Source organism: Streptomyces sp. NPDC003016, from assembly GCF_053591455.1.
In genome coordinates this window covers 196,709-222,450 of the sequence record NZ_JBSFTV010000008.1, presented here as the reverse complement: position 1 = coordinate 222,450, position 25,742 = coordinate 196,709, and the positions used below count along the sequence as shown (strand labels likewise).

The window sequence follows — 25,742 nt, the reverse complement described above, 5'->3', positions numbered from 1 at the left end:
CTAGGAGAGCCGCCCGGCGGCCCGCAGCCGCCCACGGCGCGCACCGCCGTACCAGGGCAGGCGGCCAAGAAGACGCCCGCCCGAAGGGCGGTCCTCATTGCACTGCGTAGCCGGACCGGCCGCGCCGATCGATGCTAGGTCTAGCGACAGGGGGTGCTAGGTCTAGCATCGACGCTAGCGACCCATACATACCTTGATCAGCTAACTAGCAACTAGCAGGCCACAGCCCTGGACCCCGGTTTCGCACCGAAACCGGGGTCCAGGGCCTACCGCGCCAACGCTAGGAACCCTCAAGGTCGGCAACGCAGGGTGACATTATCGGGGTGGCAGGAAGCCGGGCTTCTCCTCCCCAAGCGCCCGCAGGTGGGCCAAGTAGTCCTGTGCGCTCGGTTCCGTGCTGTACCGGCGCCGTACCTCAGCGGCCAGTTCGCGGCTGGTCATGATGAGCGACGGCACGGACTGCCTGTCGCCTTCAAGGGCCCGCTCACCCATGATGAGTGCCTGGTCCAAGTCGCCTGCCCGGGCAGCCGTCACGCCCAACGTCACGCGAGCCTCGGCATTGCGCATCGGAGACCGCTCCGTTCCGTCGAAGTCCGTGCCCGCCCTCAGCACCTCCTCAGCGAGGGTCCGCGCAAGCTTGTCCTCACCGACCAGCCGGTAGCAGTCCATCGAGTAGAAATCGAACTTCGCGGGGTCTACTACGAAGTGGTTGTCCAGGTTCTGGGGGTGCGGCATGCCTTCAAGAATCCGCCGGCCTTTGTCGAGCGCGACCTCAACTTGTCGGCGGTCGCCAAGGCGGGCCCATGCCTTAGCTTCCTGGCCAGCGAGCTGCACCGCGACACCGTGGTGTGCGGCCACTTCCGCCCCGGCCTGAGCCGCAGAGATGACACCGCGGTAGTCGCCCGTAGTGAGCGCGAACCACGCTCGCATCTCGTGCGCCCACCCGGCGACCTCGGCATGGTCAGCCTCGGTCGCGATGGACAGCGCGGCACGCCGCGTCGACTCGGCTGCATGGCGGTCACCGGAGTCGTACTCGACACATCCGACCAAGAGCGCCAACCAGCCAGAGAGAGCGAGCACTTCGCGGTGCTGAGCCAATGTGAGGCTCTTGGAGTGCAGCTCGACCACGCGCCGCAGCCACTGGCGCCCCTCAATGAGAAGCTGCGCGCTCGGCATGTACGGGTACTCCGAGCAGAGCCGATCGGTCGTGATCCGAAGAGCATCAAGCGTCGCGTTATCAACGTCAGAGCGGTTGAGGCGGCTGACAATTTCAAGCGTCTCCATGCCGCTGGCAGCAAGGATCTCCCTGTCTCCGTCACGGCGGCCCGGAGCAGGGAAGAGCGCATGCGTCACGGTGCCGAAGGTGGCCGCGATGATGGGCTGATAGAAGTCACTGGGGACAGCTCCCGACTCCCAGCGCTTCCACTGCCGAATCATGCTCTCGTCGGCTGGCAAGTCAGTGGGGGCATGCGCCCGAAGCGCCCTTACCGCGTCACGCTGCGACCAGTCGCGCGCGGCTCGTTCAGCCGCGATACGCCGCGCCCATGCGGGCCTGTCCTCGACCATGTGCCCTCCTTGAAGTGCCTACCGCGAGTCTTGCCCGTCTTCCCCGGGGACAGACAAGGGGACAGCAAGGGGACGCCGGTGATGTCCCCCTGAAGGCTGCGCCGCCCCCCAGCCGTCACCTACCTCACACGCTCCGTTCCCGCCATGGTGGTTACAGATCAAGAACCACTTGGTTCGGAGCGCGATTCCAGCGCTGCGACCCGTTCTGTCAACGCCTGGATCTGGGAGCGGATTTCCGTGAGGTCATCGCATGCACCTTTCTTCGCTTCGCCACCACTGACGAAGTTCCCGAGGTTCCCTGCCGACTCAATCACCCCTTCCGCTCGCAGGATGGCCAATCCGTTCTGGATCGTCTGGCCAGCAAAGCCGAAGCGGTCCGACAGCTCTCTCTGGGTGGGCAGCCGCTCACCCGGCTTCATCTTCTTCACTTCTTCACGCAGAGCGTCGGCAACTTGCACGGCCTTGGGCTTCGGCCCTCCTGTGACAGTCATGCCCTGAGCGTACCCACTAGAGCAAGCTAGTGCACACCACCGCACGACCCTTGCCAACTAGCGCAGACTAGTGCACGCTAGTTGGCAGATGGTCACCGCCTGAAGGTGGCAATCAGCGAAAGAGCCCTGGTCAAGCCAGGTTCAAAGAACAGGGAGCGGCTCCCTACCGCCAAGCAAGTAGCCGCTCCCCTAACCCAGAAGGGGTGTCTCCATGATGCCTGCAACTCTCGCTGTTCAGCTTCCCCCGGCCTCGCTGCGTGAGGGAATCGATCTGTTCGGGTACCCGAGCCCGGACCCCGAGCCGGTTCGGGTGGAGGTGCAGGTTCGGGCCTGCCTGTCCTTCGCTGACCTGCTGGGACTGCTGACGTTCACCGGTGGCGTCTGCATCCTCGATGAGGAGCTCTCGGACGACTCCGTCATCCGCGACTCGCTCCAGTACGCGCTCATGCGGACAGACCTCGACGAGATGGAGAAGTACGGGCAGAAGGCCGTGGCCGCGTACCACGGCGCGCTGCCGGACGAGGGCATCCCGATCGACTACATGCGCCGTCTGGGCACGGCCATCACCCGCGTCTTCGGGGTGACGGCATGAGCACCGCGACGCTGGACGCGCTCTATGCGCAGGTCTCCCCGCCCGTGGCTCCGGTGGTGTCGCTGGCGGAGATGGACCGCAGGCCGCTGGGTGAGGAGTTCCCCACGGTTCCCGTGGGCGGTCTGGAGCTGGACATCAACGAGGTGGCCGCCGCGCTGTTCGAGACGGCCGCAGACGACTTGGCCGTACCGGTGCCGGACACCGACACCCTGTACGAGGCGCTGAAAGCGGCTGTGGCCACGCTGGGCCCGGTGGGGATCGCGGAAGTCTCCCAGACCTTCGCAGAGCTGGACGATGCCGAGTTCTTCGAGGTGCGCGAGTGCCGCGCCTTCGCCTACCGGCTCGCCCTGTCGTTCTGGTACCGGGGGGCTCGCTCGCGGCCCATGAGCGCCGGGGAAGCCGGGGTGGCGCTGTACCTGTCCGACTTGGTCCGCTACCGCCGGGCCGACTTCCTGGAGCTCCCCAAACACAAGCTGCTGATCTCCCGTGCCCTGCACCAGGGCGCGACGGCCGTGCCGACCGAGACCCTGATCCGGCTCGGCGCGTTCATGGCGGCAGAGTTCGGAAGCACCAACCGCGACCGCGACCGTGAGTGGCTGTACAAGCAGGCGCTGCCGGACTACCACCGCCGCCGGTTCTGCTTCGACCTCATCCGGTGGGAGACCGGCCAGCCGTCCCCGCTGATCGTCCGCCCGGACTCCGGTGGCTACACCATCGGCCTGACCCCGCCGCCGGGGCCCGGCGGTATCTGGCGACGGCCGCTGAAAGCGCAGTGGTGACCATGGGCATGCGTCACCTCGGCTCCCAGCGGCGCCGTATCCGCAAGGAACAGATCGCCCGCCGCTTCGGGCAGCGCTGCGCGTACTGCCGCCGCCCGTTCACGACCCTGCGGGAAGCCACCCTCGATCACGTCGTACCGCTGGCCCTGTTCCGTACCTGGGCGGCCGTTCACCTGATGCTGGCGTGCGCCGACTGCAACCACACCAAGGCCGACCGGCTGCCGCTCTCCATGGCGCTGCTGCTGATCCGGTCGGCCGACGCGGCTCCGGTGAACATCCACCGGTCGGCGGTGAACACCGTGAACGGGTCGGTGAACACGGTGAACACCGAGTCGGCCGACTCGGTCCAGCCGACCGGCCCGACCGGTGGTCCGCCGGACGCGGTCGACTGGCGGCTACTGGCCCGCCTCGCCCACGCCCGTGAGTCGGCCGACCACACCGCCGCACAGTCGACAGGCCACCTGCACGAACACCACGCGCTGAGCGCACGGATGGAGGTGGCCGCGTGAGCCCCGTACCGGCCACCCGACCGGCCGACCCCACCGCCGCCCTACGCGCCGGACTACCCGACCGGTATCTCACCCCCGAGGACGTGGCCGCGCTGCTGGCCGTGTCGATCGAAACCGTCTACGGCTGGCGCAAGAAGCGCTGCGGACCGCCCGGCTTCCGAGTCGGCAAGCACGTCCGCTACGACCCCACCGCCGTACAGAGCTGGATTGCCGACCGCATGGCGGAAGACGACGCAGCCTGACCGCCGGGCCAGTCGGCCCACAGAGGTTGCTACCGGTAGCAGGCCAAGCCGCTACCGGTAGCAACCCCGCTAGCACCCCAAACCCCAAGTGATGAGGCCCGTAGCAAGTAGCGGGCCTCCCTCCGCACACCCAAAAACCGGTCCGGGAGGGCTCCAACGCCCTCCCGGGCCCTGCTACCGACAGGAGCCGCCGCCCATGGCAGGCCACATCCAAGACCGCTGGTACAAGACCGAAACGGACTCCAACGGCAAGACCACCCGAGTCAAGACCGACCGACACGGAAGCGGGATGCGCTACCGCGCCCGCTACGTCGGACCCGACGGAACCGAGAAGAGCAAGTCGTTCCCCGACCGTCAGAAGCGCCTCGCAGAGCAGTGGCTCGCGCAGATCGAAGCTGACATGACCCGGGGGCAGTACGTCGATCCTCGCGCCGCGCAGACAACGTTCCGCCAGTACACGGACCGCTGGTTGGCGGCACAGACGACTGACCCAACGACCCGGATTGCTGTGGAGACGAGGCTCCGTCTGCATGCCTACCCGCGGATCGGCGCGCGGCCCCTCGGCTCGTTCCGGCCGGAGCACATCCGCCAGTTCGTGCATGCGCTGGAGACAGACCCGATGGCCGGAAGCTCAGCGCGGACCGTCTACAGCTACGTAAGGGCGGTTCTCGCGTCGGCCGTTGACGACGGGCATCTCTCGCGAAACCCCTGCGGCGCCAAGACGGTACGACCGCCGGCCGTTGAAGCGGCGCGTGTAGTGCCGTGGTTGCCAGAGCACGTGTTCGCGGTCCGGGCCGCGCTCCCCGAGCACTACCGCGCCATGGCCGACGTGGGAGCCGGGTGCGGCCTACGACAGGGCGAAATCATTGGACTCGCCGAGGAAGACGCGGTCGACTTCGAGACCGGCACAATTCACGTGGTGCGTCAGGTGAAGCTCATCCGCGGGAAGGCTGTGTTCGCCCCGCCTAAGTGTGGCAAGGAGCGGGATGTGCCGCTCCCCGCATCCGTGGCCACGGCGCTGCGAGTGCACATAGACGTGTGCAAGCCGGTAGAGATCACCCTTCCGTGGAAGACGCCGGATGGGCCAAAGGTGACCCGGCGCCTCCTGTTCACGAATACCGCAGGCGGGATCGTCTGGCGGAGCAACTTCAACATCCAGGAGTGGAAGCCCGCACTCGCGGCGGCTGGACTCATCCCGACGCCGACCGAAGGCGGTCCGTACGTGTCCGCCCGCGCGCACGGCATGCACGCGCTGCGGCACTTCTACGCCTCGGTCCTGCTGGACGCGGGCGAGAGCATCAAGGCCGTGAGCGACTACCTCGGACACGCTGACCCGGCAATGACGCTGCGGGTGTACGCGCATCTCATGCCGAGCAGCCGCGAACGCACCCGCCGAGCCGTCGACAAGGTGTTTCTACCCGGCCAACGGGAGACGTGACGGCCCACAGGCGGCCCAGTGGCGCAAACAGAAGCCCTCTCCGGCGGTGAAACCGCTGGTAGAGGGCTTTTGTCGACCCTGAGAGAACGAGTTCTCCAGGTACAGGCATGGTTCTTCCAGTGTCGCAGACATACGGAAAGGGCTCGCCGCCCCTGTGGACGACGAGCCCCTCACCGCGCTGTGCTCCATGTGCGACTACCGTCGCGTGGCGCAGCTCAGCCGGTGCCTACGAAGACCACCAGCAGCAGCCAGACCACCGGAGCCGTCGGCAGCAGCGAATCCAGCCGGTCCATGATGCCGCCGTGGCCCGGCAGCAGCGTCCCCATGTCCTTGATCCCGAGATCCCTCTTGATCATGGACTCGCCGAGGTCGCCGAGCGTCGCGCTCGCGGCCACCACGAGACCCAGCAGCAGCCCCTGCCACCACGTCCCGCCGTGCACCAGGAACTCCATGCACAGTGCGCCCGCCGCCATCGCGAAGACGAACGCGCCGCCCAGCCCTTCCCGGGTCTTCCCGGGACTGATGCGCGGTGCGAGCTTGCGCTTGCCGAAGCGCCAGCCCACGGCGTACGCCCCGGTGTCGCTGACCACGGTCAGCAGCAGGAAGGTGAGCACCCGCTGCGCGCCGTCGTCGGCCGCCAGCATCATCGCAACGAACGTTGCCAGGAACGGCACGTAGAACACCGCGAAGACACCCGCGGTGACGTCCCTGAGGTAACCGTCGGGCGACTCCGTCATCCGCCAGACGAGCACCGCGAGCGTGGTGAACGCCATGGCGACCCATGTGCCCTCCGCGCCCCTGACATACCCCGCCACGACCATCGCCGCGCCGCCGACCGCGAGCGGCACCAGCGGGGCCTTGATCTGCTTGCGCTCTTCCAGCCGCGAGGTCAGCTCCCACAGCCCGACCACCACGGCAACCGCTATCACGCCGATGAAGGCGGCTTTCCAGATGAACAGCGACGCGGCGATCACCGCGCCGAGTCCCACGCCCACCCCTATGGCAGCACGCAGATCGCGCCCCGCACGCTTCTTCTGCGGGGGCGTCGGCGGGGTGGGCAGGGGATCCTCGGGCGGAACGACGGGCATGGGGCGAGTCTGCTCGGCCCGATGCGCATCGTGGGCGGGACCCGCCGGTGCAGGCCCCTGGTCGGAGGGACCCCACGCGTCGGCGTATTCACCTCGCGCCGGGGCCCTCCAGGAAGAGTCGTTCATCAGACCTCGAGCAGCTCGGCTTCCTTGTGCTTGAGCAGCTCGTCCACCTGCGCGACGTACTTCGCGGTGGTGTCGTCGAGCTCCTTCTCCGCACGGCGGACCTCGTCCTCGCCGGACTCCTTGTCCTTGACGAGCTTGTCGAGGGTCTCCTTGGCCTTGCGGCGGACGGAGCGGATCGAGATCTTGGAGTCCTCGGCCTTGGTCTTGGCGACCTTGATGTACTCCTTGCGGCGGTCCTGCGTCAGCTCGGGGAACGTCACCCGGATGATGTTGCCGTCGTTGCTGGGGTTGACGCCCAGGTCGGAGTCACGGATCGCCTGCTCGATGTTGCGCAGCGCGCTCTTGTCGAACGGCGTCACGACGGCCATCCGCGCCTCGGGCACCGAGAACGAGGCCAGCTGGTTGATCGGCGTCAGCGCGCCGTAGTAGTCGGCCACGATCTTGTTGAACATCGCCGGGTGCGCACGGCCGGTGCGGATCGCGGCGAAGTCCTCCTTGGCCACCACGACGGCCTTCTCCATTTTTTCCTCGGCCTCGAGGAGGATTTCTTCGATCACCACTTGCTCCTGCATGTCTTGAGTGGGCCCGGCACTCAGCACTCAGGCCCGGAGTAACCCGCGTCTTGCTCCTGCACGGTGTCCGACCGGCAGGGCTTTGTCCATCCCCTCACAGGGGCCACCCGGTCAGTTCCGGGTGCCCTGCGTACTCACGAGGGTGCCGATCTTCTCACCCTTGACGGCGCGCGCGATATTGCCTTCGGCGAGCAGTTCGAAGACAAGGATGGGGAGCGCGTTGTCGCGGCAGAGGGTGATGGCCGTGGCGTCGGCGACCTTGAGGTCGCGGGAGAGCACCTCGCCGTACTCGAGCGCGTCGAACTTCACCGCGTCGGGGTTCTTCTTGGGATCGGAGTCGTAGACACCGTCCACGCCGTTCTTGCCCATGAGCAGGGCCTCGGCATCGATCTCCAGGGCGCGCTGCGCAGCGGTGGTGTCCGTGGAGAAGTACGGCATGCCCATGCCGGCGCCGAAGATGACGACGCGGCCCTTCTCCAGGTGGCGTACGGCGCGCAGCGGGATGTACGGCTCCGCGACCTGGCCCATGGTGATGGCGGTCTGGACTCGGGAGTCGATGCCCTCCTTCTCCAGGAAGTCCTGGAGGGCGAGACAGTTCATGACCGTACCGAGCATGCCCATGTAGTCGGAGCGGGCCCGGTCCATGCCGCGCTGCTGGAGCTCGGCGCCACGGAAGAAGTTGCCGCCGCCGATGACGACCGCGATCTCGGCACCGTCACGTACGACAGCGGCGATCTCCCGGGCGATGGCGTGCACCACGTCGGGGTCCACACCCAGGGCGCCGCCACCGGCGAACGCCTCGCCGGACAGCTTCAGCATGAAACGGCCGGTCACTTTGCCGTCTTCGCTCTTCTGGGTACTTGTCATGGAGATCTCCTAGTGCACATACGAAGGAGGCCATTGCCGGTGGGGTACTGAGTCCCGTGCGCGGCAATGGCCTCCTCGTCAGATCTGCGGTCGCCCGTACGTACGCGGTCGACTGGTCAAACCCTAACCGGGTCATCAGTCAGTCGTCGTACGGACTCAGATGCCGACCTTGATGCGCGAGAAGCGCTTCAGGGTGACGCCGGCCTCGTCCAGAACCTTCTGGACGGACTTCTTGTTGTCCAGCGCGTACGGCTGGCCGAGGAGGGTGGCCTCCTTGAAGAAGCCGTTCACGCGACCCTCGACGATCTTCGGGAGGGCGGCCTCGGGCTTGCCCTCGGCGCGCGTGGTCTCCTCGGCGACGCGGCGCTCGGCCTCGACGACCTCGGCCGGGACCTCGTCGCGGTCGAGGTACTTCGGCGCGAAGGCGGCGATGTGCTGGGCGATGCCGCGGGCGAGCTCGGCGTCTTCCTTGTCCAGCTCGACCAGGACACCGATCTGCGGCGGCAGGTCGGGCATGGTGCGGTGCATGTACGAGGTCACGTAGGCGCCGTTGAACTGCGCGAAGCGGTCCAGGACGATCTTCTCGCCGAGGTTGGCGTTGGCCTCGTCGACGTACGCCTGGACGGTCTTGCCGGGCTCGATCTCGGACGCGAGCAGCGCCTGGATGTCGGCCGGGGACGTCTTGGCGACGTGGGCGGCGAGCGCGTTGGCGACGGCCTGGAACTTGTCACCCTTGGCGACGAAGTCCGTCTCGCACTTCAGCTCGAGCAGGACGCCGGAGGTCTTGTCCTCGGAGATGAGGGAAACGACGGCACCGTTCTCGGCAGAACGGCCTTCGCGCTTGGCGACGCCCTTCTGGCCCTTGATACGGAGGGCCTCGACGGCCTTGTCGACGTTGCCGTCGGCCTCGTCGAGCGCCTTCTTGCAGTCCATCATGCCGGCGCCGGTGAGCTCACGGAGCTTCTTGACGTCCGCGGCGGTGTAGTTCGCCATGATTTGTGAATCTCTCTCGAAGTCGGAGCGAAGATCTACGGGTGGCGGCGGGGGCGGGCGCTCGTCGCGCCCTCCCCCGCCGTCGTCGACCGTGACGGGTGTCAGGCCTGCTCGGCCTCGGCGGCCGGAGCGGCAGCCTCGTCGGCCTGCTCGGCGTCGGCGGACTTCTCCTCGGCCTCGGCGGCAGCCGGGACCTCGGCGTCGGCGGCCGGGGCCTCGGCGTCGGCGGCCGGAGCGGCTGCGTCTTCGGCGGCGTCCTTCTTGTCGCCCTCGAGCAGGTCGCGCTCCCACTCGGCGAGCGGCTCGCCGGCGACCTTCTCGCCCGGCTTGGAGTCGCCGGTGGCGGCGCCGGAACGGGCGATGAGGCCCTCGGCGACGGCGTCGGCGATCACGCGGGTGAGCAGGGTGACGGAGCGGATCGCGTCGTCGTTGCCCGGGATCTTGTAGTCGACCTCGTCGGGGTCGCAGTTGGTGTCGAGGATCGCGACGACCGGGATGTGGAGCTTGCGCGCCTCACCGACGGCGATGTGCTCCTTCTTGGTGTCCACGATCCAGACGGCGCTGGGCACCTTGGACATCTCGCGGATACCACCGAGGGTCTTCTCCAGCTTGATCTTCTCGCGGGAGAGGACCAGGAGCTCCTTCTTGGTGAGGCCGGACGCGGCCACGTCCTCGAAGTCGATCTGCTCAAGCTCCTTCAGACGCTGAAGGCGCTTGTAGACGGTGGAGAAGTTGGTCAGCATGCCGCCGAGCCAACGCTGGTTGACGTAGGGCATGCCGACGCGCGTCGCCTGCTCGGCGATGGCCTCCTGCGCCTGCTTCTTCGTACCCACGAACATGATGGAGCCGCCGTGGGCGACGGTCTGCTTGACGAACTCGTAGGCGCGGTCGATGTACGACAGCGACTGGAGCAGGTCGATGATGTAGATGCCGTTGCGCTCCGTGAAGATGAAGCGCTTCATCTTCGGGTTCCAACGACGGGTCTGGTGACCGAAGTGGACGCCGCTTTCCAGCAGCTCCCGCATCGTGACGACGGCCATGGCCGTACTCCTTGGGTTTCTCGGTTGCCGCGACCGCAGGATTGCTGTCGCGCCTGACGCCCCGGTGCGCCGTGCCACGAGGGACCGAGCGGCGCGGCCACCGACCGCGAAGTGGGTGGTGGCGGGGCGTGCGAAGTCGACCCGGTGACCCGGATCGCCACAAGAAGTGTACGGGACCTGCACGGTGCCGGGTGACGGCGATGTCCACAACCGGCCGGCGGTCCACAGATCCGGGCCATGATCCCCACGGACGGGTCCGGTGCGTGACGGTTTCCGCATGCGACGAATGACTGTGCTGGTGCTGGTTGTGGCGCCTCTGGTGCCGATGTTCCTGGTCGCGCTCTTCGGCGGCCCCGCCCGGGCCTCGGCCGCCGGCCCCGGTGCGATCCCCGACGCGGCCTGGCCCGTGGGCGGGCGCCCGGTGGTCGTACGGGCCTGGGAGCCGCCCCCGTCGCCGTACGCGGCGGGACACCGCGGCGCGGATCTGGCCGCCGCGCCGGGTGCGCCCGTACGGGCGGCGGCCTCGGGCCGGGTCTCCTTCGCGGGCCCGGTCGCCGGGCGCGGAGTGCTGTCCATCGCCCTGGCGGGTACGGGGGAGCCGCCTCTGCGGACGACGTACGAACCGGTGCGCGCGCTGGTCGGCAAGGGCGACGAGGTGAGAGCCGGACAAGTGGTGGGCGTACTGCAGAGCGGCCCGTTCCACTGCCCGTCCGGCTGTCTGCACTGGGGCCTGCGCCGCGGCGAGACCTATCTCGACCCGCTGACGCTGCTCCCGCGCCACCTGCTCCGCCGCGGCCCGCCGCGCCTGCTGCCGGTCTTCGGTGTGCCGGCGGGCCCGCCGGTGCCCGTACCCGCCACGGCGGGTACGCCCGACGGCTTCCCTGCGGCGCCCCTGGCCGTGGCGGCGCTGTGGGCGCACCGCACCATGGGGCCGGTCAGCCGCCCCGGACGCCGTGCAGCGCCATCGCGACAGCCGCGTCCGCGATCACGTCCGGGTCCTCCGCCGCACCGAGTTCGATGCGGCGGACCGCGGCGTCGACGACGCCCTGGAGCATCATCGCCGCCAGCCGGGGCTGCTCGTGTCCCAGCTCGCCGATCGCCTCGACGATCATCGTCACCAGACCGCCGTGCGCGGCGCGGATCTTCTCGCGCGCACCGGCCTCGAGTTCGCTCGCGGAGATCGCGACGACGGCGCGGTGGCGCCGGTCGCCGATCAGGAGCAGTTGCGCGCGCACGTACGCCTCGACCTTGCCCGCCGGGGTGCCGGCCCGCTCCATGGCGTTCTCGACCTCGGCGGCCCAGACCGGGAAGTCGACGGCGCACAGCTCTTCGACGACGGAGGCGCGCGAACGGAAGTACTCGTACACGGACGACCGGGCGAGACCGGTGCGCTCAGCGAGGGCGGGGAAGGTCAGCGCTTCCGTACCGCCTTCCGACAGCAGGGAGCGGGCGGCGTCCAGCAGGGCGCCGCGCTGCATCGTCCGGTGCTCGGCCACCGAGGCCGCTCGAATCCTTGGCACGGTCCCACTCTACGGATGAGCCGCCGCCATGACGACGTGACTGCGACGCGGTCACGACGCGGCTGGTGCGGCAGGCACGATTCAGCAACCGCGTCAACGCCCCGCGTCGGCCAGCTTCGCTCTCAGCTGGAGCACCGACTTGGTGTGGATCTGGCTGACCCGGCTCTCGGTGACCCCCAGTACATTGCCGATCTCGGCGAGGGTGAGGCCTTCGTAGTAGTACAGCGTGACCACGGTCTTCTCACGGTCGGGCAGCGTGTTGATGGCGCGGGCCAGCAGCCGGCGCAGCTCCCGGTCCTCGGCGACCTCGACCGGGTTGTCGGCGTGGGTGTCCTCCAGCGTGTCCATGAGGCTCAGCCGGTCGCCGCCCTCGCCCCCCGCGTGCAGCAGCTCTTCCAGGGCGACGACATTCGCCAACGACAACTGACTGAAGACAGCGTGGAGTTCTTCCAGGACGATGCCCATCTCCGAGGCGACTTCGCTCTCGGAGGGGGTGCGGCGCAGCTGCGCCTCCAGCGTCGTGTACGCGCGTTCGACCGCCTTGGCCTTCTGTCGCACCGAACGCGGGATCCAGTCCAGGGCCCGCAGCTCGTCGATCATGGCGCCGCGGATCCGCGTGATCGCGTACGTCTCGAACTTGATGGACCGCTCGATGTCGAACTTCTCAATGGCGTCGATGAGCCCGAAGACTCCGGAGGAGACGAAGTCGGCCTGCTCGACATTGGGGGGCAGCCCGACACTCACCCGCCCCGCGACGTACTTCACCAGCGGCGAGTAGTGCAGGATCAGCTGCTCCCGCAGCCGCTCGTCGCCCGTGGTCTTGTACGACCGCCACAACTCGTCGAGCGACGAGGGTGCGGCGGGCCGCACGCTGCCACGCGCCGCGGGTGGCACTGCCGCGCGGTCAGACCCGGAGGTGTGCTGGGGCATGCGTTGCCTTGAGCCGTTCTGCTGTGACGTCTGGGGGATCGTGCGTCTGGGTGGGGGCCCTCGTGAGCGTAGCGTGACTGAGGTGTCGCAGTCCGCGCAGGATATGGGATGCCGCCCTTCCAGATGAACGCCCCGGGACACGTCCCGCCCCGGGGCCGTCACCGCGTACGACGGCCCCGGAGGGGTTGCCGGGAGGGCTGAGAGGGTCATCGCCCTCACCCTTTCACCCGAATGCCGCTGGTCAAGCACCGCCTCGCCGCACATTCGCACGGTGCGGGGAGCCAGGCGCCAACTGCCAGCCGTCACCGTGACGTTCGACGAACCCCAAGGAGTGCAGTTCGTACAGCTTGCCGAGTGCGTCGTCCGGGGTGGTGCCCGCGCCCCGGGCGACGCGGTGTGCGTCGAGGGAGCCACGGGCCGGCAACGACTCCAGCACCAGTGCCGCGACGGGGTCCAGCAGGTCCCTGGGAAGTACGGGTCCTCGGCGCGCCGGAGCGAGATCGCCGATGTCCCCGATCAGTTCCACCACTTCCGCGGCGTCGGTGACCAGCACGCCCTCGCCCCTGAGAAGTTCGTGCACGCCCGCCGAGAGGCCGCTGGTGGCGGGGCCCGGCACGCCCATCGTGAAACGTCCGAGCCGCTGCGCGCCGCGCGCCGTGACCAGCGAGCCACTGCGGTACTCCGCCTCCACGACGACGGTGCCCCTGGTGAGGGCGGCGATCACCCGGTTCCTGAGGACGAACCGGCTCTGCGTGGGATGACTGCCTGGCGGCAACTCACCGATCACCAGGCCCTGTTCCGCGATGCGTCCGATCAGCTCCGCGTGTCCGCGCGGGTAGACCACATCGACCCCGCAGGCCAGCACCGCGACGGTGGCCCCGCCCGCGGCCAGCGCCCCCCGGTGGGCGGCGCCGTCGACCCCGAAGGCGGCCCCGGACACCACGACCCAGCCGCGCTCCGCGAGCCCGGTGCCGAGGGTGGCCGCCATGTGCGCCCCGTACGACGTACAGGCCCGTGCTCCGACGACGGCGACGGACCGCAGCGCCCACATCCGCAGATGCGGCCGTCCCCGTACCCACAGCCCGACCGGCCTGCCGTCTCCCAGGTCGTCGAGCTGCCCGGGCCACTCCTCGTCGCCGGGGCAGACGAACCGCCCCCCGACCGCGGCCACCGCCGCCAGGTCCCGCGCGGGGTCGGCCGCCGCCGCCCGCATCCGGTAGCCGCCGAGCCGCTTGCCCGTCACGCCGGTCAGCGCCTCGGCCGCTTCACCGAATCCGAGCGAGGTGAGCCTGCGCATCAGCTCCACCGCCCCGCACTCCCGCAGCCAGCGCCCGCCGGTCTCGTCCCCGGGCTCGATGACCCGGGTCAGTGCCGCCCTGGCCAGCCGCTCCCTCTCGCGCTCTTCCTCCCGCAGACCCTCGCCCGATCCGTCGAACGCGCCGCCGGCCGCGCCCTCGACCTTCCCTTCGACCATGCCGCCGCCCGCTCCCCCGCTCACCGTCCCGCTCATCCCGCGCCTCCGATCAGCGCGGGAGTGCCCCGCGCGATGCCGGTCCGCAATTCCAGCGCCAGGCCGACATGGCGGTCGTCGGGCCGGTCGCAGCCGGCCAGGTCGGCGACGGTCCAGGCGACGCGCAGCACCCGGTCGAGGCCACGGGCCGTCAGCAGCCCGCGTTCCATGTCCCGTTCGGCCGCGCCGAGGGCTCCGGGCGCGGGCTGCCAGCGCGTACGCAGTTCATGCCCCGGCACCTCGCTGTTGGTGTTCCACGGGGTGCCTTCCAGCCGCGCCGCCGCCCGCGCCCTCGCCTCCCGTACGCGCTCCGCGACCACCGCCGTCGGCTCACCGCGCCTGCCCTGCCCGAGCAGATCGGCCCGCTGCACCGGCTCCACGCCGACCCGCAGGTCGACCCGGTCGAGCAGCGGCCCCGACAGCCGCGCCTGGTACTTGCGGATCGCCGACGGCGGGCACTCGCACCCCGAGCCGTGCAGGGTGTGCCGTCCGCACGGGCACGGATTGGCCGCCAGAACCATGAGGAAGCGGGCGGGCAGCCGCACCACGCCCGCGCTGCGCGCCACCACCACATGCCCCGACTCCAGCGGCTGACGCAACGAGTCCAGGGCCCGCCCGCTGAACTCGGGCGCCTCGTCCAGAAAGAGGATGCCGCGATGCGCGAGCGACACGGCCCCCGGCCTCGGCAGCCCGTTGCCCCCGCCGACGAGCGACTGCATCGTCGCGGAGTGGTGCGGGGCGCAGTACGGCGCCGTCCTGACCAGCGGCTCGCCCGGCGGCAGGATGCCCGCCACCGAGTGCACCGCGGTCACCTCCAGCGACTCCTGCCTGGTCAGCGGCGGCAGAACGGCCGGCATCCGCTCCGCCAGCATCGTCTTGCCGGCGCCCGGCGGCCCGTGGAGCAGGAGGTGGTGGCCTCCGGCGGCAGCGACCTCCAGGGCCGTGCGCGCGGCGTACTGCCCCGCGACGTCCGCGAGGTCGGCGCCGTCACCCCCGCCCGCACGGTCACCGACGGCCAGCCCGGTGCCCACCCCCGCACCCGGCACCATCAGCCCGGCGAGCATGGCGTCGGGCCGCCCTTCCTCGGCCCGCTCCTCCTCGGGCACCTCGGCCCCGGTCAGCACGGCGATGAGCTGGCGCAGGCTCCGTACGCCCAGGACCGAGACCCCCGGCACCAACGCGGCCTCCGCCGCCGTCCGCTCCGGCACGACGACCTGGCTGTATCCGGCTTCGGCCGCGGCGAGGACGGCCGGCAGGATGCCGCGCACCGGCCGGACCCTGCCGTCCAGTCCCAGCTCCCCGATCACCACCAGGTCGGCGATCTCCCTGGGGTCGACACGCTCCGCCGCCCCGAGCACGGCGACCGCGACGGCCAGGTCGAACCCTGAGCCGCTCTTCGGCACGGAGGCCGGGCTGAGCCCCACCGTGAGCTTCTTCTGCGGCCACTCGGCGCCGGAATTGACCAGCGCCGCCCGCACCCGGTCCCGGCTCTCGACCAGGCTCTTGTCCGGCAGCCCCACCAGCGTGAAGGCCGCCACCCCCGGCTCCAGGTCGGCCTGGACCTCCACCACCACGCCCTCGACTCCGACCAGGGCCACCGAGCACGTACGCGCGAACCCCATCACGCCACCCCCCGCGCATGCTCGACGACGGGCGCTCCTCGCCGGGGCAGCACCACCCCGACGAGGTCGATGCGCACTCCGCCCGGCGGCGGCCCTCCGTGCTCGTGCGTCCAGCGCTCGGCGAGGTGGCGCAGCCGCTCCGCCTTCGCGGTCCTGACGGCCTGCATCGGGTGCTCGAACGGTCCGGCTCTGCGGGTCTTGACCTCGCAGACGACCAGTGCGTCGCCGTCCCGGGCGACGATGTCGATCTCTCCCGCCCGGCAGCGCCAGTTGCGTTCCAGGACGGTCATACCGCCTTCGACCAGCTTGCGCACGGCGAGATCCTCGCCGTACCGGCCGAGAGCTCCTGTGGCATTCTTCGCGTTCATCCGGTCCCACCTCCGGAACCGAATGTGCCGTGATCACCGCCAGCTAGTGGATCTTGGTGGACAACCCGCCGGTTGTGGAAAACTCAGCCACCCGGAAGCTCGAGATCGCTCTTGTTGAGCTCCTCGATGTTCACGTCCTTGAACGTGAGTACCCGTACCTGCTTGACGAACCTCGCCGGCCTGTACATGTCCCAGACCCAGGCGTCCGCCATGGAGACTTCGAAGAAGACCTCACCCTGGACCGAGTGCACCTGCATCTCGTAGTCGTTGGTGAGGTAGAAACGCCGCTCGGTCTCGATCACGTATTTGAACAGACCGACGACGTCGCGGTACTCCCGGTAGAGCTTCAGCTCCATCTCGGTCTCGTACTTCTCGAGGTCCTCGGCGCTCATGGCATGTTCCCCTTCAGCCTTGCGTCCCCACTATTGTGCGCCAGCCCCGTGCGCCCCTATGCGACTTCCGGGGCCAAGACCATCGGCGTACCAGGGGGACCCTCGTCGAGCAGCGTACGCAGCAGCCCGGCGAGCTTGATGGGGTACACCGTCTCACGCGTCGCGGACAGTTCGGCGGAGGTCCACCACCTCAGGCCCGCGACGCTCCGCCGCTCCAGTACGGTCAGCCCGTCCAGGGCCGTCTCGGTCTGCGCCGTACGGGCGAGGTAGAACCATTCGTCCTGGTCCCAGCGTCGCCCGTCGAACCGGAACGAGCAGTGACGCTGCCAGATCACCGGGCCGAGCTCGACCTCTGTGATCCCCGTCTCCTCCGCGAGCTCGCGCAGCGCGGCCTCGGCCCGCGTCTCGTCGCCCTCGAGCCCGCCGCCCGGGGTGAACCACCAGGTGTTCGCCGGGTCCTGCGGCTCGTACCCGTGCATCAGCAGGACGCGGTCGTCCGGGTCGAGCAGGATCACCCGCGCGACCTTCCGGAGCGGTGCCTCCGCCTGCGGCCCGGCCTGCACCTGAGGCTCCGCCTGCGGCCCGGCCTCCGCAAGAGGCTCCGGCTCCGCCTGCGCTCCCGCCGCCGCCATTTCCGCTTCCACCGTCACCTCACCGTCCACCGGTACCCACCTTGCCCCGCCCGATCCGCTGCGCGACAGGCCCGTACGCCGCCCCACCGAAGATCAGCACCACGCCCGCCACCACGGCGGCCAGCACCGGGGCGACCGGCCCCGGCGCCGAAACCCCGCCGGGCAGTGCCGCGAAGGCCGCCGGCCGGTCGATCATCCCGCCCAGCGGCCAGGCCACCGCGTCCACACGCGCGTCCACACGGCTCACCTCGACCGTGCCCCTCGCGGCGTCCTGGATGTGCCCCCGCGAGTCCACCGACGTACGCCGCTCGTCACCCAGCAGGAAGAGGTGCCCCTCGGGCACCTCGGCGGTGAAGGGGGAGATCGACGCCGGCTCCCCGTCCCGCAGGTACGGCTCGTCCAGGGGCTTGCCGTTCAGGGTGAGCCGGCCGTCCTCGCCGCAGCAGGCGATCTTGTCACCGCCGACCCCGACCACGCGCTTGACCATCGGCAGATCGCCCCACACCGGGTCCGTGAAGACCACCACGTCTCCGCGCCGCACCGCGCCGCCGTCGATGCGCTGGGCGAGCACCCGGTCCCCCGCCTTGATCGAGGGGGCCATCGAATCGGTCGGGACCGTGTACGGCTTGTACTGCACCGCTCCCCAGGCGAAGCCGCCGAGGAAGAGCACACAGCCGACGGCCACGGCCAGCCCGGACAATGCGTTGCCGAGCCGGCCGCGGCCGCCTTCTGTACGTCCTGTTCCGCTCATCGCAGCGCTCCCCGCCTCGGAGATCGAAAATCGCTGATCCGAGCGGCACCCTACCCGGCGGTACGCCCGCCGGTCAGCCTCCGCCTGCGCCAGAGCACCAGCGGCACCGCTCCCGCGAGCCCCAGCGCGCCGGGCGCCGCGGACATCGCGGCCGCGCTCAGCCCCGGCTGGTCGAAGGTGTCGGGGACCGACAGCACGGACCAGCGGTCGACCGGCCACGCCACCACGACGGCGCGTCCGACGACCTCGTCGTTCGAGACCGTGCCGTGGCCCGGCAGCTCCTGGTGGTAACGCGAGTCCAGCGAGTTCTGCCGGTGGTCGCCCATCACCCAGATCCGGCCGTCCTCCACCTTGAGCGGCCCGAACGGCTCGTCGTTGCACGGGGTGTCGCCGGAGAAGACGAACGACTTCTCGTCCAGCGCCTTCCCGTTGACCTTGACCGGCCCGTTCTTCTTGCACTCGACCGTGTCGCCGCCGACCGCGATGACCCGCTTGATCAGGTCCTTCTCCTCCGCGGACGGCATCAGGCCGATGAAGCTGAGGAACTTCTGTGCGATGTTCGGCTCCGGCGACGCGGTGTTCTCCAGCCAGCCGCCCGGGTCATGGAACACCACGACCTCGCCGCGCTGCGGCTCCGAGCCGAACCACGGCGTCAGCTTGTCGACCAGGACCCGGTCGCCCCGCTGCAAGGTGTTCTGCATCGAGTCCGAAGGGATGGAGAACGCCTGCACCAGGAAGGTCTTGATCAGCAGGGCGAGCAGGAGCGCGATACCGATCAGCAGCGGCAGCTCCTTCCAGAACGAACGCGGCTTCTTCGGCCCCGCGCTGCCACTGCCGTCACTGCTGGTACCTGCGCTGTTGCTGGTCGTGTCTTCGCCTCGTGCGTCATCGGTCACGGCTGCGGGTGACTCCGGTCGTTCCTCGGGCCCGTCGCGTTCGGATCGTGCGCCGACCGCCAAATCCCCCACATCCACTCCTCACTCCGTTCCACCGCCCACGCCATGTCAGACGCAGGCCCACCACTCCCATAACGAGCGGGAGTTCCGCAGGGGTCGGGAGCAGGATCACCGCGTTCGGGTCCTGGGACGACACCCTATTCGACGGTCCGGCCGCCGAGGCCGCCCCGCCGCGCGTCAGGGACCGTCGCGTACGTCCCGGGCTCCTCCAGCTTCCGCCAGTGACCGAAGGGCCACGCGATGACGACGGCCCGCCCGACGACCTCCTCCTCCCCGACCGTGCCCTGGAACTCCTCGTCCAGGTGGAAGCGGGAATCGGCGGAGTTCGACCGGTGGTCCCCCATCACGAAGATCCGCCCGGCGGGCACCACCACATCGAACTCCAGCTCGGAGGGACGGTCGCCGGGGTTCAGGTACGGCTCCGCGAGCGGTACGCCGTTGACCGTGACCCGCCCGTCCTTGTCGCAGCACTTGACGGTGTCCCCGCCGACCGCGACCACCCGCTTGATCAGGTCCTGCTCGTCCTCGGACGGCAGCAGCCCGATGAACGTCAGGGCTTCCTTGATCTGCTTGACGACCACCGGATCGTCCTTGATGCCGGTCTTCTCCTCCTGCAGCCAGCCGCCGGGGTCCTTGAAGACCACCACATCACCGCGCTGCGGCTTCGACCCGAACCACGGTGTCAGCTTGTCGACCAGCACCCGGTCGCCGATCCGGATCGTCTGCTCCATCGAGCCGGACGGGATCACGAAGGCCTGTACCAGGAAGGTCTTGAGTACGAGCGCGATCAGCAGCGCCACCGTGATGAGGATCGGTATCTCCTTCACGGCCGACCGCCGCCGCCGCCGCTTCACCCGCCGCGCCAGCTTGCGCCGGTCCGCCCGGCCCGGCAGCGCGGGCCCGTCCGTCGGCCGCGTACCCGTCGGCAGCCGGGTGTCCGCACGGTGGTTCGCCCGTGCCCGCCCGCGGTTACCCATGGGACCCGGCCGGCCCGGGCGCGGTGACGCGCGTAAAGGCACTGGACCGCTCCAGCGAGGTCCAGCGGCCCACCGGCCAGCCGATCCAGTCCGCCCGCCCGACAAGCTTCTCGACGGGGACCATGCCGCCGCCCGGCTCGCCCAGGTGGTCGCGGGAGTCGCGGGAGTGCGACCTGTGGTCGCCCATGACCCACAGCGTGCCCTGCGGTACGACGATGTCGAACGGAACCTGCGACGGGGCGTCGCCCGGGTACAGGTACTCCTCGTCCACCGGCCGGCCGTTCACCTCGACCCTCCCCCGCTTGTCGCAGCACACGACCCGGTCGCCGCCCACACCCACCACGCGCTTGATGTAGTCGGTCTCGGCGGGCTCGGCCAGACCCACGGCCGCGGCCGCCCACCGCGCCAGCCCTGCGACCGGGTTCCCGGCGGGCTCCTCGCGCACGAAGGACCCGGTGCCGTCGAACACGACCACGTCACCACGGAGCGGTACGGAACCGAAACGGTACGCCAACTTGTTGACGAGCACCCGGTCGCCCACGGCGAGGGTGGGCTGCATCGAGCCGCTGGGAATCAGGAAGGGCTGCATCACGAAGGTGCTGAACAGCAGCAGGAAAGCCGTGCACGCGAGGCCCAGCAGGGCCGGCCTGCGCCACGGGGCGTCGAGAAAACGCACGGAGCGCGACCCCTCTCCCTCCCTTGTTCCGGGGGCGGGAGAGCGGTCGCGCTCCGTGTCGTGTGGTTCGGTGTCCATCGGGACGTGAGCCTATCCGGCCGGTCCCAGGAGCCGAGTCCGCGATCAGCGGTCGCGCTTCTCCTTGATCTTCGCGGCCTTGCCGCGCAGCTCACGGAGGAAGTACAGCTTCGCGCGACGGACGTCACCGCGGGAGACGAGCTCGATCTTCTCGAAGATCGGGCTGTGCACCGGGAAGGTGCGCTCGACGCCGACGGAGAAGGAGACCTTGCGGACCGTGAAGGTCTCGCGGACGCCCGAACCCTGGCGGCGGATGACTACACCCTTGAACTGCTGCACACGCGAGCGGTTGCCCTCGATGACGCGAACGTGGACGTTCACGGTGTCACCGGGGCGGAACGCGGGAAGGTCGGTGCGCAGCGATGCGGAGTCGACGGAGTCGAGAAGGCTGGACATGTGGGTCTGCTTCCTCGCCGATGCCACAGGTCATCGACGGAATTCGATAAGAGAGTTTCGGGGTGCTGTCCGCGTCGGGCGGGCGTCGTTCCCCCTGTGGCAGGGGCGCACGCCGGACGTACAGCAGCGGCTCATTCTTCCACGGCCTCGGGGTTACGCCCAAATCGGCCGTCGGGGCCGGGCCGCCAGCCGAGGATGCTCAGCATCTCGCGGTCCTTCTTGTCGAAGGCCGCGGGATCGCAGCGCTCGACGAGGTCCGGCCTGTTGGCGGTCGTACGGCGCAGCGCCTCGTCCCGCCGCCACCGGGCGATCTTCCCGTGGTGCCCGCTGAGCAGGACGTCCGGGATCCCGTGGCCGCGCCACTCGGGCGGCTTGGTGTAGACGGGACCCTCGAGGAGGTCGGCCATCGCGCCGGGCGCGAAGGAGTCGTCGCGGTGCGACTCGGCGTTACCGAGGACACCGGGCAGCAGCCGGGCCACGGCCTCGGTGATCACCAGTACGGCAGCCTCGCCGCCGGCCAGGACGTAGTCCCCGATGGAGACCTCGTACACCGGCATCCGGGTGGCGTACTCGTCGATGACGCGGCGGTCGATGCCCTCGTAGCGCGCGGGCGTGAAGACCAGCCACGGCCGCTCGGAGAGCTCCACGGCGAGCTCCTGGGTGAAGGGGCGGCCGCTGGGTGTGGGCACGACCAGCACCGGGCCGTGCGCCCCGCTCTCGTAGCCGTCGGCCAGGGCGTCGTCGAGGGCGGCCCCCCAGGGGCCGGTCTTCATGACCATGCCGGGGCCGCCGCCGTAAGGGGTGTCGTCGACCGTGTTGTGGCGGTCGTACGTCCACTCCCTGAGGTCGTGCACACGGACGTCGAGCTGCCCGCGCGCGCGTGCCTTGCCGACGAGCGAGACGTTCAGCGGTTCCAGGTACTCGGGGAAGATCGTGACGACGTCGAGCCTCATGCGCCGCCGTCCCCGCTCTTGCCGCTCCCGTCGCTCCCGTCACCGGTCTCGCCATCGGCCTCGTCCCTCGACGAGGCGACCTCGGCCTGGCTGTCGTCGATCAGCCCCGGCGGCGGGGTGATGACCGCGCGCTGCTCCTCCAGGTCGATCTCGGTGACGATCTCCTCGACGAAGGGGATCATCACTTCGCTGCCGTCGGGCCGCTTCACGATGAACAGGTCCTGGGAGGGCAGGTGGGTGATCTCGGTGATCCGGCCGACCTCGGTGCCGTCGGCCAGGACGACGTCGAGGTCCATCAGCTGGTGGTCGTAGAACTCCTCGGGGTCCTCCGGGGTCTCCTGCGGGTCGATCTCGGCGATGAGGAGGATGTTGCGCAGTGCTTCGGCGGCCGTACGGTCCTTGACGCCCGCGAAGCGCAGCAGCAGCCTGCCGCTGTGCACCCGGCCGGTCTCGACCGTCAGCGGCCCGGCGGAGGCCGGGTCCGTGGCGAGTACGGCACCGGGTCCGAGCCGAAGCTCCGGCTCGTCCGTACGTACCTCGACCGTGACTTCGCCCTTGATCCCGTGGGCGCGGCCGATCCGCGCGACTACGAGCTGCACTTCTTCTCCTGTCGTACGACTACGGGCCGGGGAGGGCCCTGGAGCCCTCCCCGGCCCGAGCCGGCGTATCTAGGTAAAACGGTCAACTTTGTCAGCGGACCTGGTCCACGTCGACGAGGTCGACGCGGATGCCACGGCCGCCGATGGCGCCCACGACCGTACGCAGAGCGCGAGCGGTGCGGCCGTTGCGGCCGATCACCTTGCCGAGGTCGTCCGGGTGGACCCGGACTTCCAGCACGCGTCCGCGGCGCAGGGTGCGCGAGGCCACCTGCACATCGTCGGGGTTGTCGACAATGCCCTTCACGAGGTGCTCAAGAGCCTCCTCGAGCATGCTCAGGCCTCGGTCGACTCGGTGGACTCGGCCGCGGGAGCCTCGTCAGCCTTCTTGTCGGCCTTCTTCGCCTTCTGAGTGATCGCCTCACCCTTGGACTCGTCGCCACCCTCGAGACCCTTGGCGAACGCGTCGAACGCGGCACGCTTGTCGGCCTTCGGCTCCGGCTGGAGCAGCGGCGCCGGGGCCGGAAGACCCTTGTGCGCCTGCCAGTCGCCGGTGAGCTTCAGGATGGCCATGACCGGCTCGGTCGGCTGGGCGCCGACGGACAGCCAGTACTGGGCACGCTCGGAGTTGACCTCGATGCGCGAGGGGTTCTGCACCGGGTGGTACAGACCGATCTCCTCGATGGCCCGGCCGTCACGGCGGGTACGGGAGTCGGCGACGACGATGCGGTAGTGAGGCGAACGGATCTTGCCCAGACGCTTCAGCTTGATCTTGACTGCCACTGGAGTGGTGTCTCCTGGTCTATGACGTGGTGGGGCACAACAAGATGCCACGTGGGGTTGCGGTACTCGGGGTGCCCGATGGACGCGTCAGCCGGAGGCGAGAGGGTTCCTGTGCGGCTGTCGAGTACAGCTAGCCATTGTGCCACACACCTGCGGCACGGCATCACCCGGCCGGCACCGCTGCCCACCTGGCGGAAGCAGTGTCAAAAAGGACGGTCAGCTCGCCGCAGCCACCACTTCCGGGATGCGGAACGGCTTCCCGCAGCCGCCGCACACGATCGGGGCCTGGGCCAGGACCGACGGAACGACGCGGACGTTGCGCCCGCAGTCGCAGACGGCCTTGACCCGCACCCCGCCGCCGGACGAGCCGTGCCGGGCGGCAGGCCCGCGGAAAGTGCGCTTGGTGTCTGCCGCGGTCGCGACCGTGTGCGCCTTGAGGGCGCGCTGGAGCCGCTCGATCGTCGGCCGGTAGCGCCGCCTCGCCTCGGGGTTGAGCGAGACCAGCGAGAAGCCGCTGCTGGGGTGCGGTTCCTCGGGATGGTCGAGCCCCATCTCCTCGGCGATCGCGAGGAATCTGCGGTTGTGGTAGCGGCCAGCGCGCGAGGTGTCGCGGACACCGCGCGCGGCGGCGATGCCGTGGACTGCCTCGTGCAGCAGTCGTTCGAAGGAGAGTTCGGCTCCGCAGGCGGACGAGGACTCTCCGATCAGGGACTCGGGCGCGGCTAGATCTGGCAGCTCGGGGTGGTACCGCTGAATGTCGGCCCACGCCTGCGCCAGCTCTGCGGCGAGAACAGGTGGTGTCGTGCTCACGTCGTGACAACGAGCCGGGGTGCCCCGGTGTTCCTATTCCGGGCCATCCCAAATAATTTGCACGTACCCGTCAGTTGCCATTGATGGGTCCTGACGAGGGCGGGTGCGCTGATCTGCGGAGGAGTCGCCCAGCACCCGTCAACACGGGGCGTACCCGCGCGTACGCCCCGGCGCGTAGACAAAGACCGCACGCCGGGGCATCACTTGCTCCGGGCGGCGCGAGTGGCGTCCCGGGCGCCGGCGGGCGTTCCCGGGGGACGCGGACCACGACAGCGACAGTACCGGGGGCGTTCCCGGCCTCCTGTACCGCCCCGCTTCCCGGAACCAGACGCGGTACGGCCGCGGCGACGCACGGTCGCGTTCCCTTCCCGTGGCGCGATCGGCTCGTCGGCGGCACTCTGGAAGCTGATATCCGCTCCGGCGCGGGGGCGCACGGCAGGGGCACGCAAGCATTGCCCTTCAACCCCTGGACTTGGTGCCGGATGCGGAGTTCCCTGACATACGGGGAGTACGAGCGCACGCACACGGGGGACGTCCATCAGGACACGTCATGACCTCTCGGCGGATTGGGGCGCTTTCGATGACACCTACGCTCGTCCGGCACCACCCGAACGCGGCTTCACCGCCGGCGACGGACGCGGGTACACGCGCCCGTGACTGGGCCGAGATCCAGGAACGGATGCTGGTCCCGTTGTACGAAGCGGCGTACGAACGGCTCGAGGCGGGCCCTGCCACCCGGCTGCTCGGTCTCGGCTGCGGCTCGGGGCTCGCCCTGCTGATCGCCGCGTCGCGCGGTGCGCACGTGACAGGCGTCGAAGCCGACCCCGCCCGGGTCGCGCTGGCCCGTGAGCGCCTGTTGTCGGACGCGTCGCAGAGCGGTGGCGGCCGGGAGGGCGCGCCTCACGGGGCCACCCGATTGTTCGAAGGCGGTTCGGCGGAGGTCTGCGACGCCTCCGTCCCCGCGTACAACCTCGTCACCGCGTTCGAACCACTGGGTTGCGCGGCCGGTGATTCCGACCGGCTCGCCGCGGCGCTCGAAAGCGCGATACCGCTCGCCGAGCGGGGCAGCGAAGTGGTCCTGGCCGGCTGGGGACCGCCCGAGCGCTGTGCGACCTCCGCGGTGCTGCGGGTCGCCTCCCGGCTGACCGAGAGCCCGCGCGCCGCCGGCCGCGGCTGGCGCCCCGCGCTCAGGGACGACCTGGAGGACGTGGCCTCGCGGGCCGGACTGAAACCGGACGGCTCGGGGCGGGTCGCGTGCCCCTTCGGTTACGCCGACATGGACAGCGCCGTACGCGGGCTCCTGTCGACCGGACTGTTCGACGCGGCCGTCCGGGCCACGGACCCGGCGCAGGTGAGGAAGGAACTCACCGAGGCCCTCCACCCCCACGTGCGGCGGGACGGAACGGTCTGGATGTCCAACGTCTTCCGCTACCTGATCGCGCGTACGCAGTGAACGGCGTGGGCGTCCGCCCCGGGAAGGAGCGGGCGC

The 25,742-nt window shown here is 69.8% G+C and carries 29 protein-coding genes and 2 pseudogenes; 7 read left to right on the top strand and 24 right to left on the bottom strand.

Going from position 1 to position 25,742, the window contains the following annotated elements:
* Positions 1-315: 315 nt before the first annotated feature.
* Together ACWDZ4_RS09705 and ACWDZ4_RS09700 are read right to left on the bottom strand one after the other, a co-directional pair.
* On the bottom strand, positions 316-1,566 hold the full coding sequence (locus tag ACWDZ4_RS09705) for a tetratricopeptide repeat protein (protein ID WP_451507856.1): 1,251 nt from the start codon (positions 1,564-1,566) through the stop codon (positions 316-318).
* A gap of 158 nt (positions 1,567-1,724) precedes the next feature.
* On the bottom strand, positions 1,725-2,057 hold the full coding sequence (locus ACWDZ4_RS09700) for a GntR family transcriptional regulator (RefSeq protein ID WP_451507855.1): 333 nt from the start codon (positions 2,055-2,057) through the stop codon (positions 1,725-1,727).
* A gap of 211 nt (positions 2,058-2,268) precedes the next feature.
* Between ACWDZ4_RS09700 and ACWDZ4_RS09695 the strand changes: the two genes are divergently transcribed.
* The 5 genes from ACWDZ4_RS09695 to ACWDZ4_RS09675 all read left to right on the top strand — a co-directional run bounded on the left by ACWDZ4_RS09695 (position 2,269) and on the right by ACWDZ4_RS09675 (position 5,617).
* The gene (locus ACWDZ4_RS09695) at positions 2,269-2,649 is read left to right on the top strand and encodes a hypothetical protein (RefSeq protein WP_451507854.1); all 381 of its coding nucleotides are present in this window, start codon (positions 2,269-2,271) and stop codon (positions 2,647-2,649) included.
* Positions 2,646-3,428 (top strand): hypothetical protein, encoded by a 783-nt coding sequence (locus ACWDZ4_RS09690; RefSeq protein ID WP_451507853.1) that lies wholly within the window; start codon positions 2,646-2,648, stop codon positions 3,426-3,428. Before ACWDZ4_RS09695 ends, ACWDZ4_RS09690 begins: the two co-directional genes overlap by 4 nt.
* A 2-nt stretch (positions 3,429-3,430) precedes the next feature.
* Entirely contained in the window at positions 3,431-3,937 is a 507-nt protein-coding gene (locus ACWDZ4_RS09685; RefSeq protein WP_451507852.1) for an HNH endonuclease, read from the top strand.
* Positions 3,934-4,179: a helix-turn-helix transcriptional regulator gene (locus ACWDZ4_RS09680; protein WP_451507851.1), complete on the top strand. Its 246-nt coding sequence runs from the start codon at positions 3,934-3,936 to the stop codon at positions 4,177-4,179. Before ACWDZ4_RS09685 ends, ACWDZ4_RS09680 begins: the two co-directional genes overlap by 4 nt.
* A gap of 196 nt (positions 4,180-4,375) precedes the next feature.
* Positions 4,376-5,617, top strand: coding sequence for a tyrosine-type recombinase/integrase (locus tag ACWDZ4_RS09675; RefSeq protein ID WP_451507850.1), 1,242 nt, complete (start codon positions 4,376-4,378; stop codon positions 5,615-5,617).
* 215 nt (positions 5,618-5,832) lie between these two features.
* Here ACWDZ4_RS09675 and ACWDZ4_RS09670 read toward each other — a convergent pair whose 3' ends face one another.
* The 5 genes from ACWDZ4_RS09670 to rpsB form a co-directional block, all read right to left on the bottom strand.
* On the bottom strand, positions 5,833-6,831 hold the full coding sequence (locus tag ACWDZ4_RS09670; RefSeq protein WP_451507849.1) for a phosphatidate cytidylyltransferase: 999 nt from the start codon (positions 6,829-6,831) through the stop codon (positions 5,833-5,835).
* Positions 6,831-7,388 (bottom strand): ribosome recycling factor, encoded by a 558-nt coding sequence (gene frr / locus ACWDZ4_RS09665; RefSeq protein ID WP_451507848.1) that lies wholly within the window; start codon positions 7,386-7,388, stop codon positions 6,831-6,833. The genes ACWDZ4_RS09670 and frr overlap by 1 nt, the downstream gene beginning before the upstream one ends.
* A gap of 126 nt (positions 7,389-7,514) precedes the next feature.
* A complete protein-coding gene (pyrH, locus tag ACWDZ4_RS09660) occupies positions 7,515-8,270 on the bottom strand; it encodes a UMP kinase (protein WP_451507847.1) in 756 nt (251 codons plus the stop codon).
* A 156-nt stretch (positions 8,271-8,426) separates the two neighbouring features.
* Positions 8,427-9,263, bottom strand: a complete 837-nt coding sequence (gene tsf / locus ACWDZ4_RS09655; protein ID WP_451507846.1) for a translation elongation factor Ts — start codon at positions 9,261-9,263, stop codon at positions 8,427-8,429.
* Positions 9,264-9,364: 101 nt separating this feature from the next.
* Complete coding sequence (gene rpsB / locus ACWDZ4_RS09650) at positions 9,365-10,303, bottom strand: 30S ribosomal protein S2 (RefSeq protein WP_451507845.1); 939 nt, start codon at positions 10,301-10,303, stop codon at positions 9,365-9,367.
* Between the two features lie 277 nt (positions 10,304-10,580).
* On the opposite strand from rpsB, the pseudogene ACWDZ4_RS09645 reads away from it, so the two are divergent.
* Positions 10,581-11,003: pseudogene (locus tag ACWDZ4_RS09645) on the top strand (peptidoglycan DD-metalloendopeptidase family protein); the annotation flags it as partial.
* A gap of 235 nt (positions 11,004-11,238) precedes the next feature.
* On the opposite strand, the gene ACWDZ4_RS09640 reads toward ACWDZ4_RS09645, so the two are convergent.
* The 17 genes and pseudogenes from ACWDZ4_RS09640 to ACWDZ4_RS09560 all read right to left on the bottom strand — a co-directional run bounded on the left by ACWDZ4_RS09640 (position 11,239) and on the right by ACWDZ4_RS09560 (position 24,253).
* Entirely contained in the window at positions 11,239-11,799 is a 561-nt protein-coding gene (locus ACWDZ4_RS09640; RefSeq protein ID WP_451507867.1) for a TetR/AcrR family transcriptional regulator, read from the bottom strand.
* 117 nt (positions 11,800-11,916) lie between these two features.
* A complete protein-coding gene (gene whiG / locus ACWDZ4_RS09635) occupies positions 11,917-12,753 on the bottom strand; it encodes an RNA polymerase sigma factor WhiG (protein ID WP_344499827.1) in 837 nt (278 codons plus the stop codon).
* A 241-nt stretch (positions 12,754-12,994) separates the two neighbouring features.
* Positions 12,995-14,263 carry a DNA-processing protein DprA gene (gene dprA, locus ACWDZ4_RS09630; protein ID WP_451507844.1) on the bottom strand — a complete coding sequence of 423 codons (1,269 nt, stop codon included), beginning with the start codon at positions 14,261-14,263 and terminating at the stop codon, positions 12,995-12,997.
* A complete protein-coding gene (locus ACWDZ4_RS09625; protein WP_451507843.1) occupies positions 14,260-15,885 on the bottom strand; it encodes a YifB family Mg chelatase-like AAA ATPase in 1,626 nt (541 codons plus the stop codon). Before ACWDZ4_RS09625 ends, dprA begins: the two co-directional genes overlap by 4 nt.
* Positions 15,885-16,253: a YraN family protein gene (locus tag ACWDZ4_RS09620; RefSeq protein ID WP_451507842.1), complete on the bottom strand. Its 369-nt coding sequence runs from the start codon at positions 16,251-16,253 to the stop codon at positions 15,885-15,887. Before ACWDZ4_RS09620 ends, ACWDZ4_RS09625 begins: the two co-directional genes overlap by 1 nt.
* Before the next feature lie 83 nt (positions 16,254-16,336).
* Positions 16,337-16,645, bottom strand: coding sequence for a DUF2469 domain-containing protein (locus ACWDZ4_RS09615; protein ID WP_003965949.1), 309 nt, complete (start codon positions 16,643-16,645; stop codon positions 16,337-16,339).
* 56 nt (positions 16,646-16,701) lie between these two features.
* The gene (locus tag ACWDZ4_RS09610; protein WP_451507866.1) at positions 16,702-17,277 is read right to left on the bottom strand and encodes an NUDIX hydrolase; all 576 of its coding nucleotides are present in this window, start codon (positions 17,275-17,277) and stop codon (positions 16,702-16,704) included.
* Positions 17,278-17,296: 19 nt separating this feature from the next.
* Positions 17,297-18,028: a signal peptidase I gene (gene lepB / locus ACWDZ4_RS09605; protein ID WP_451507841.1), complete on the bottom strand. Its 732-nt coding sequence runs from the start codon at positions 18,026-18,028 to the stop codon at positions 17,297-17,299.
* A 50-nt stretch (positions 18,029-18,078) separates the two neighbouring features.
* Positions 18,079-18,987 carry a signal peptidase I gene (gene lepB / locus ACWDZ4_RS09600; protein ID WP_451507865.1) on the bottom strand — a complete coding sequence of 303 codons (909 nt, stop codon included), beginning with the start codon at positions 18,985-18,987 and terminating at the stop codon, positions 18,079-18,081.
* Positions 18,914-19,961: pseudogene (gene lepB, locus ACWDZ4_RS09595) on the bottom strand (signal peptidase I). The gene lepB (ACWDZ4_RS09600) and the pseudogene lepB (ACWDZ4_RS09595) overlap by 74 nt, the downstream one beginning before the upstream one ends.
* The gene (gene lepB, locus ACWDZ4_RS09590; protein ID WP_451507840.1) at positions 19,954-20,715 is read right to left on the bottom strand and encodes a signal peptidase I; all 762 of its coding nucleotides are present in this window, start codon (positions 20,713-20,715) and stop codon (positions 19,954-19,956) included. The pseudogene lepB (ACWDZ4_RS09595) and the gene lepB (ACWDZ4_RS09590) overlap by 8 nt, the downstream one beginning before the upstream one ends.
* Before the next feature lie 45 nt (positions 20,716-20,760).
* A complete protein-coding gene (gene rplS / locus ACWDZ4_RS09585) occupies positions 20,761-21,111 on the bottom strand; it encodes a 50S ribosomal protein L19 (RefSeq protein ID WP_344499839.1) in 351 nt (116 codons plus the stop codon).
* A gap of 131 nt (positions 21,112-21,242) precedes the next feature.
* Positions 21,243-22,064, bottom strand: coding sequence for a tRNA (guanosine(37)-N1)-methyltransferase TrmD (gene trmD / locus ACWDZ4_RS09580; RefSeq protein ID WP_451507839.1), 822 nt, complete (start codon positions 22,062-22,064; stop codon positions 21,243-21,245).
* Positions 22,061-22,663, bottom strand: coding sequence for a ribosome maturation factor RimM (gene rimM / locus ACWDZ4_RS09575; protein ID WP_451507838.1), 603 nt, complete (start codon positions 22,661-22,663; stop codon positions 22,061-22,063). Before rimM ends, trmD begins: the two co-directional genes overlap by 4 nt.
* Before the next feature lie 91 nt (positions 22,664-22,754).
* Entirely contained in the window at positions 22,755-22,994 is a 240-nt protein-coding gene (locus ACWDZ4_RS09570; RefSeq protein WP_003980229.1) for an RNA-binding protein, read from the bottom strand.
* A 2-nt stretch (positions 22,995-22,996) separates the two neighbouring features.
* Positions 22,997-23,443: a 30S ribosomal protein S16 gene (gene rpsP, locus ACWDZ4_RS09565; RefSeq protein WP_093798808.1), complete on the bottom strand. Its 447-nt coding sequence runs from the start codon at positions 23,441-23,443 to the stop codon at positions 22,997-22,999.
* A 216-nt stretch (positions 23,444-23,659) separates the two neighbouring features.
* Positions 23,660-24,253 carry a hypothetical protein gene (locus ACWDZ4_RS09560; protein WP_344499847.1) on the bottom strand — a complete coding sequence of 198 codons (594 nt, stop codon included), beginning with the start codon at positions 24,251-24,253 and terminating at the stop codon, positions 23,660-23,662.
* A gap of 580 nt (positions 24,254-24,833) precedes the next feature.
* Here ACWDZ4_RS09560 and ACWDZ4_RS09555 point away from each other — a divergent pair.
* Positions 24,834-25,706: an SAM-dependent methyltransferase gene (locus ACWDZ4_RS09555; protein ID WP_451507837.1), complete on the top strand. Its 873-nt coding sequence runs from the start codon at positions 24,834-24,836 to the stop codon at positions 25,704-25,706.
* Positions 25,707-25,742 lie beyond the last annotated feature (36 nt).

Bases quoted from the DNA above. Each gene is read 5' to 3' on its own strand.
- ACWDZ4_RS09705 (WP_451507856.1), bottom strand. From the start codon at position 1,566: ATGGTCGAGGACAGGCCCGCATGGGCGCGGCGTATCGCGGCTGAACGA.
- ACWDZ4_RS09700 (WP_451507855.1), bottom strand. From the start codon at position 2,057: ATGACTGTCACAGGAGGGCCGAAGCCCAAGGCCGTGCAAGTTGCCGAC.
- ACWDZ4_RS09695 (WP_451507854.1), top strand. From the start codon at position 2,269: ATGATGCCTGCAACTCTCGCTGTTCAGCTTCCCCCGGCCTCGCTGCGT.
- ACWDZ4_RS09690 (WP_451507853.1), top strand. From the start codon at position 2,646: ATGAGCACCGCGACGCTGGACGCGCTCTATGCGCAGGTCTCCCCGCCC.
- ACWDZ4_RS09685 (WP_451507852.1), top strand. From the start codon at position 3,431: ATGGGCATGCGTCACCTCGGCTCCCAGCGGCGCCGTATCCGCAAGGAA.
- ACWDZ4_RS09675 (WP_451507850.1), top strand. From the start codon at position 4,376: ATGGCAGGCCACATCCAAGACCGCTGGTACAAGACCGAAACGGACTCC.
- ACWDZ4_RS09670 (WP_451507849.1), bottom strand. From the start codon at position 6,831: ATGAACGACTCTTCCTGGAGGGCCCCGGCGCGAGGTGAATACGCCGAC.
- pyrH (WP_451507847.1), bottom strand. From the start codon at position 8,270: ATGACAAGTACCCAGAAGAGCGAAGACGGCAAAGTGACCGGCCGTTTC.
- tsf (WP_451507846.1), bottom strand. From the start codon at position 9,263: ATGGCGAACTACACCGCCGCGGACGTCAAGAAGCTCCGTGAGCTCACC.
- rpsB (WP_451507845.1), bottom strand. From the start codon at position 10,303: ATGGCCGTCGTCACGATGCGGGAGCTGCTGGAAAGCGGCGTCCACTTC.
- whiG (WP_344499827.1), bottom strand. From the start codon at position 12,753: ATGCCCCAGCACACCTCCGGGTCTGACCGCGCGGCAGTGCCACCCGCG.
- dprA (WP_451507844.1), bottom strand. From the start codon at position 14,263: ATGAGCGGGACGGTGAGCGGGGGAGCGGGCGGCGGCATGGTCGAAGGG.
- ACWDZ4_RS09625 (WP_451507843.1), bottom strand. From the start codon at position 15,885: ATGGGGTTCGCGCGTACGTGCTCGGTGGCCCTGGTCGGAGTCGAGGGC.
- ACWDZ4_RS09620 (WP_451507842.1), bottom strand. From the start codon at position 16,253: ATGAACGCGAAGAATGCCACAGGAGCTCTCGGCCGGTACGGCGAGGAT.
- ACWDZ4_RS09615 (WP_003965949.1), bottom strand. From the start codon at position 16,645: ATGAGCGCCGAGGACCTCGAGAAGTACGAGACCGAGATGGAGCTGAAG.
- ACWDZ4_RS09610 (WP_451507866.1), bottom strand. From the start codon at position 17,277: ATGGCGGCGGCGGGAGCGCAGGCGGAGCCGGAGCCTCTTGCGGAGGCC.
- lepB (WP_451507841.1), bottom strand. From the start codon at position 18,028: ATGAGCGGAACAGGACGTACAGAAGGCGGCCGCGGCCGGCTCGGCAAC.
- lepB (WP_451507840.1), bottom strand. From the start codon at position 20,715: ATGGACACCGAACCACACGACACGGAGCGCGACCGCTCTCCCGCCCCC.
- rplS (WP_344499839.1), bottom strand. From the start codon at position 21,111: ATGTCCAGCCTTCTCGACTCCGTCGACTCCGCATCGCTGCGCACCGAC.
- trmD (WP_451507839.1), bottom strand. From the start codon at position 22,064: ATGAGGCTCGACGTCGTCACGATCTTCCCCGAGTACCTGGAACCGCTG.
- ACWDZ4_RS09570 (WP_003980229.1), bottom strand. From the start codon at position 22,994: ATGCTCGAGGAGGCTCTTGAGCACCTCGTGAAGGGCATTGTCGACAAC.
- ACWDZ4_RS09555 (WP_451507837.1), top strand. From the start codon at position 24,834: ATGACACCTACGCTCGTCCGGCACCACCCGAACGCGGCTTCACCGCCG.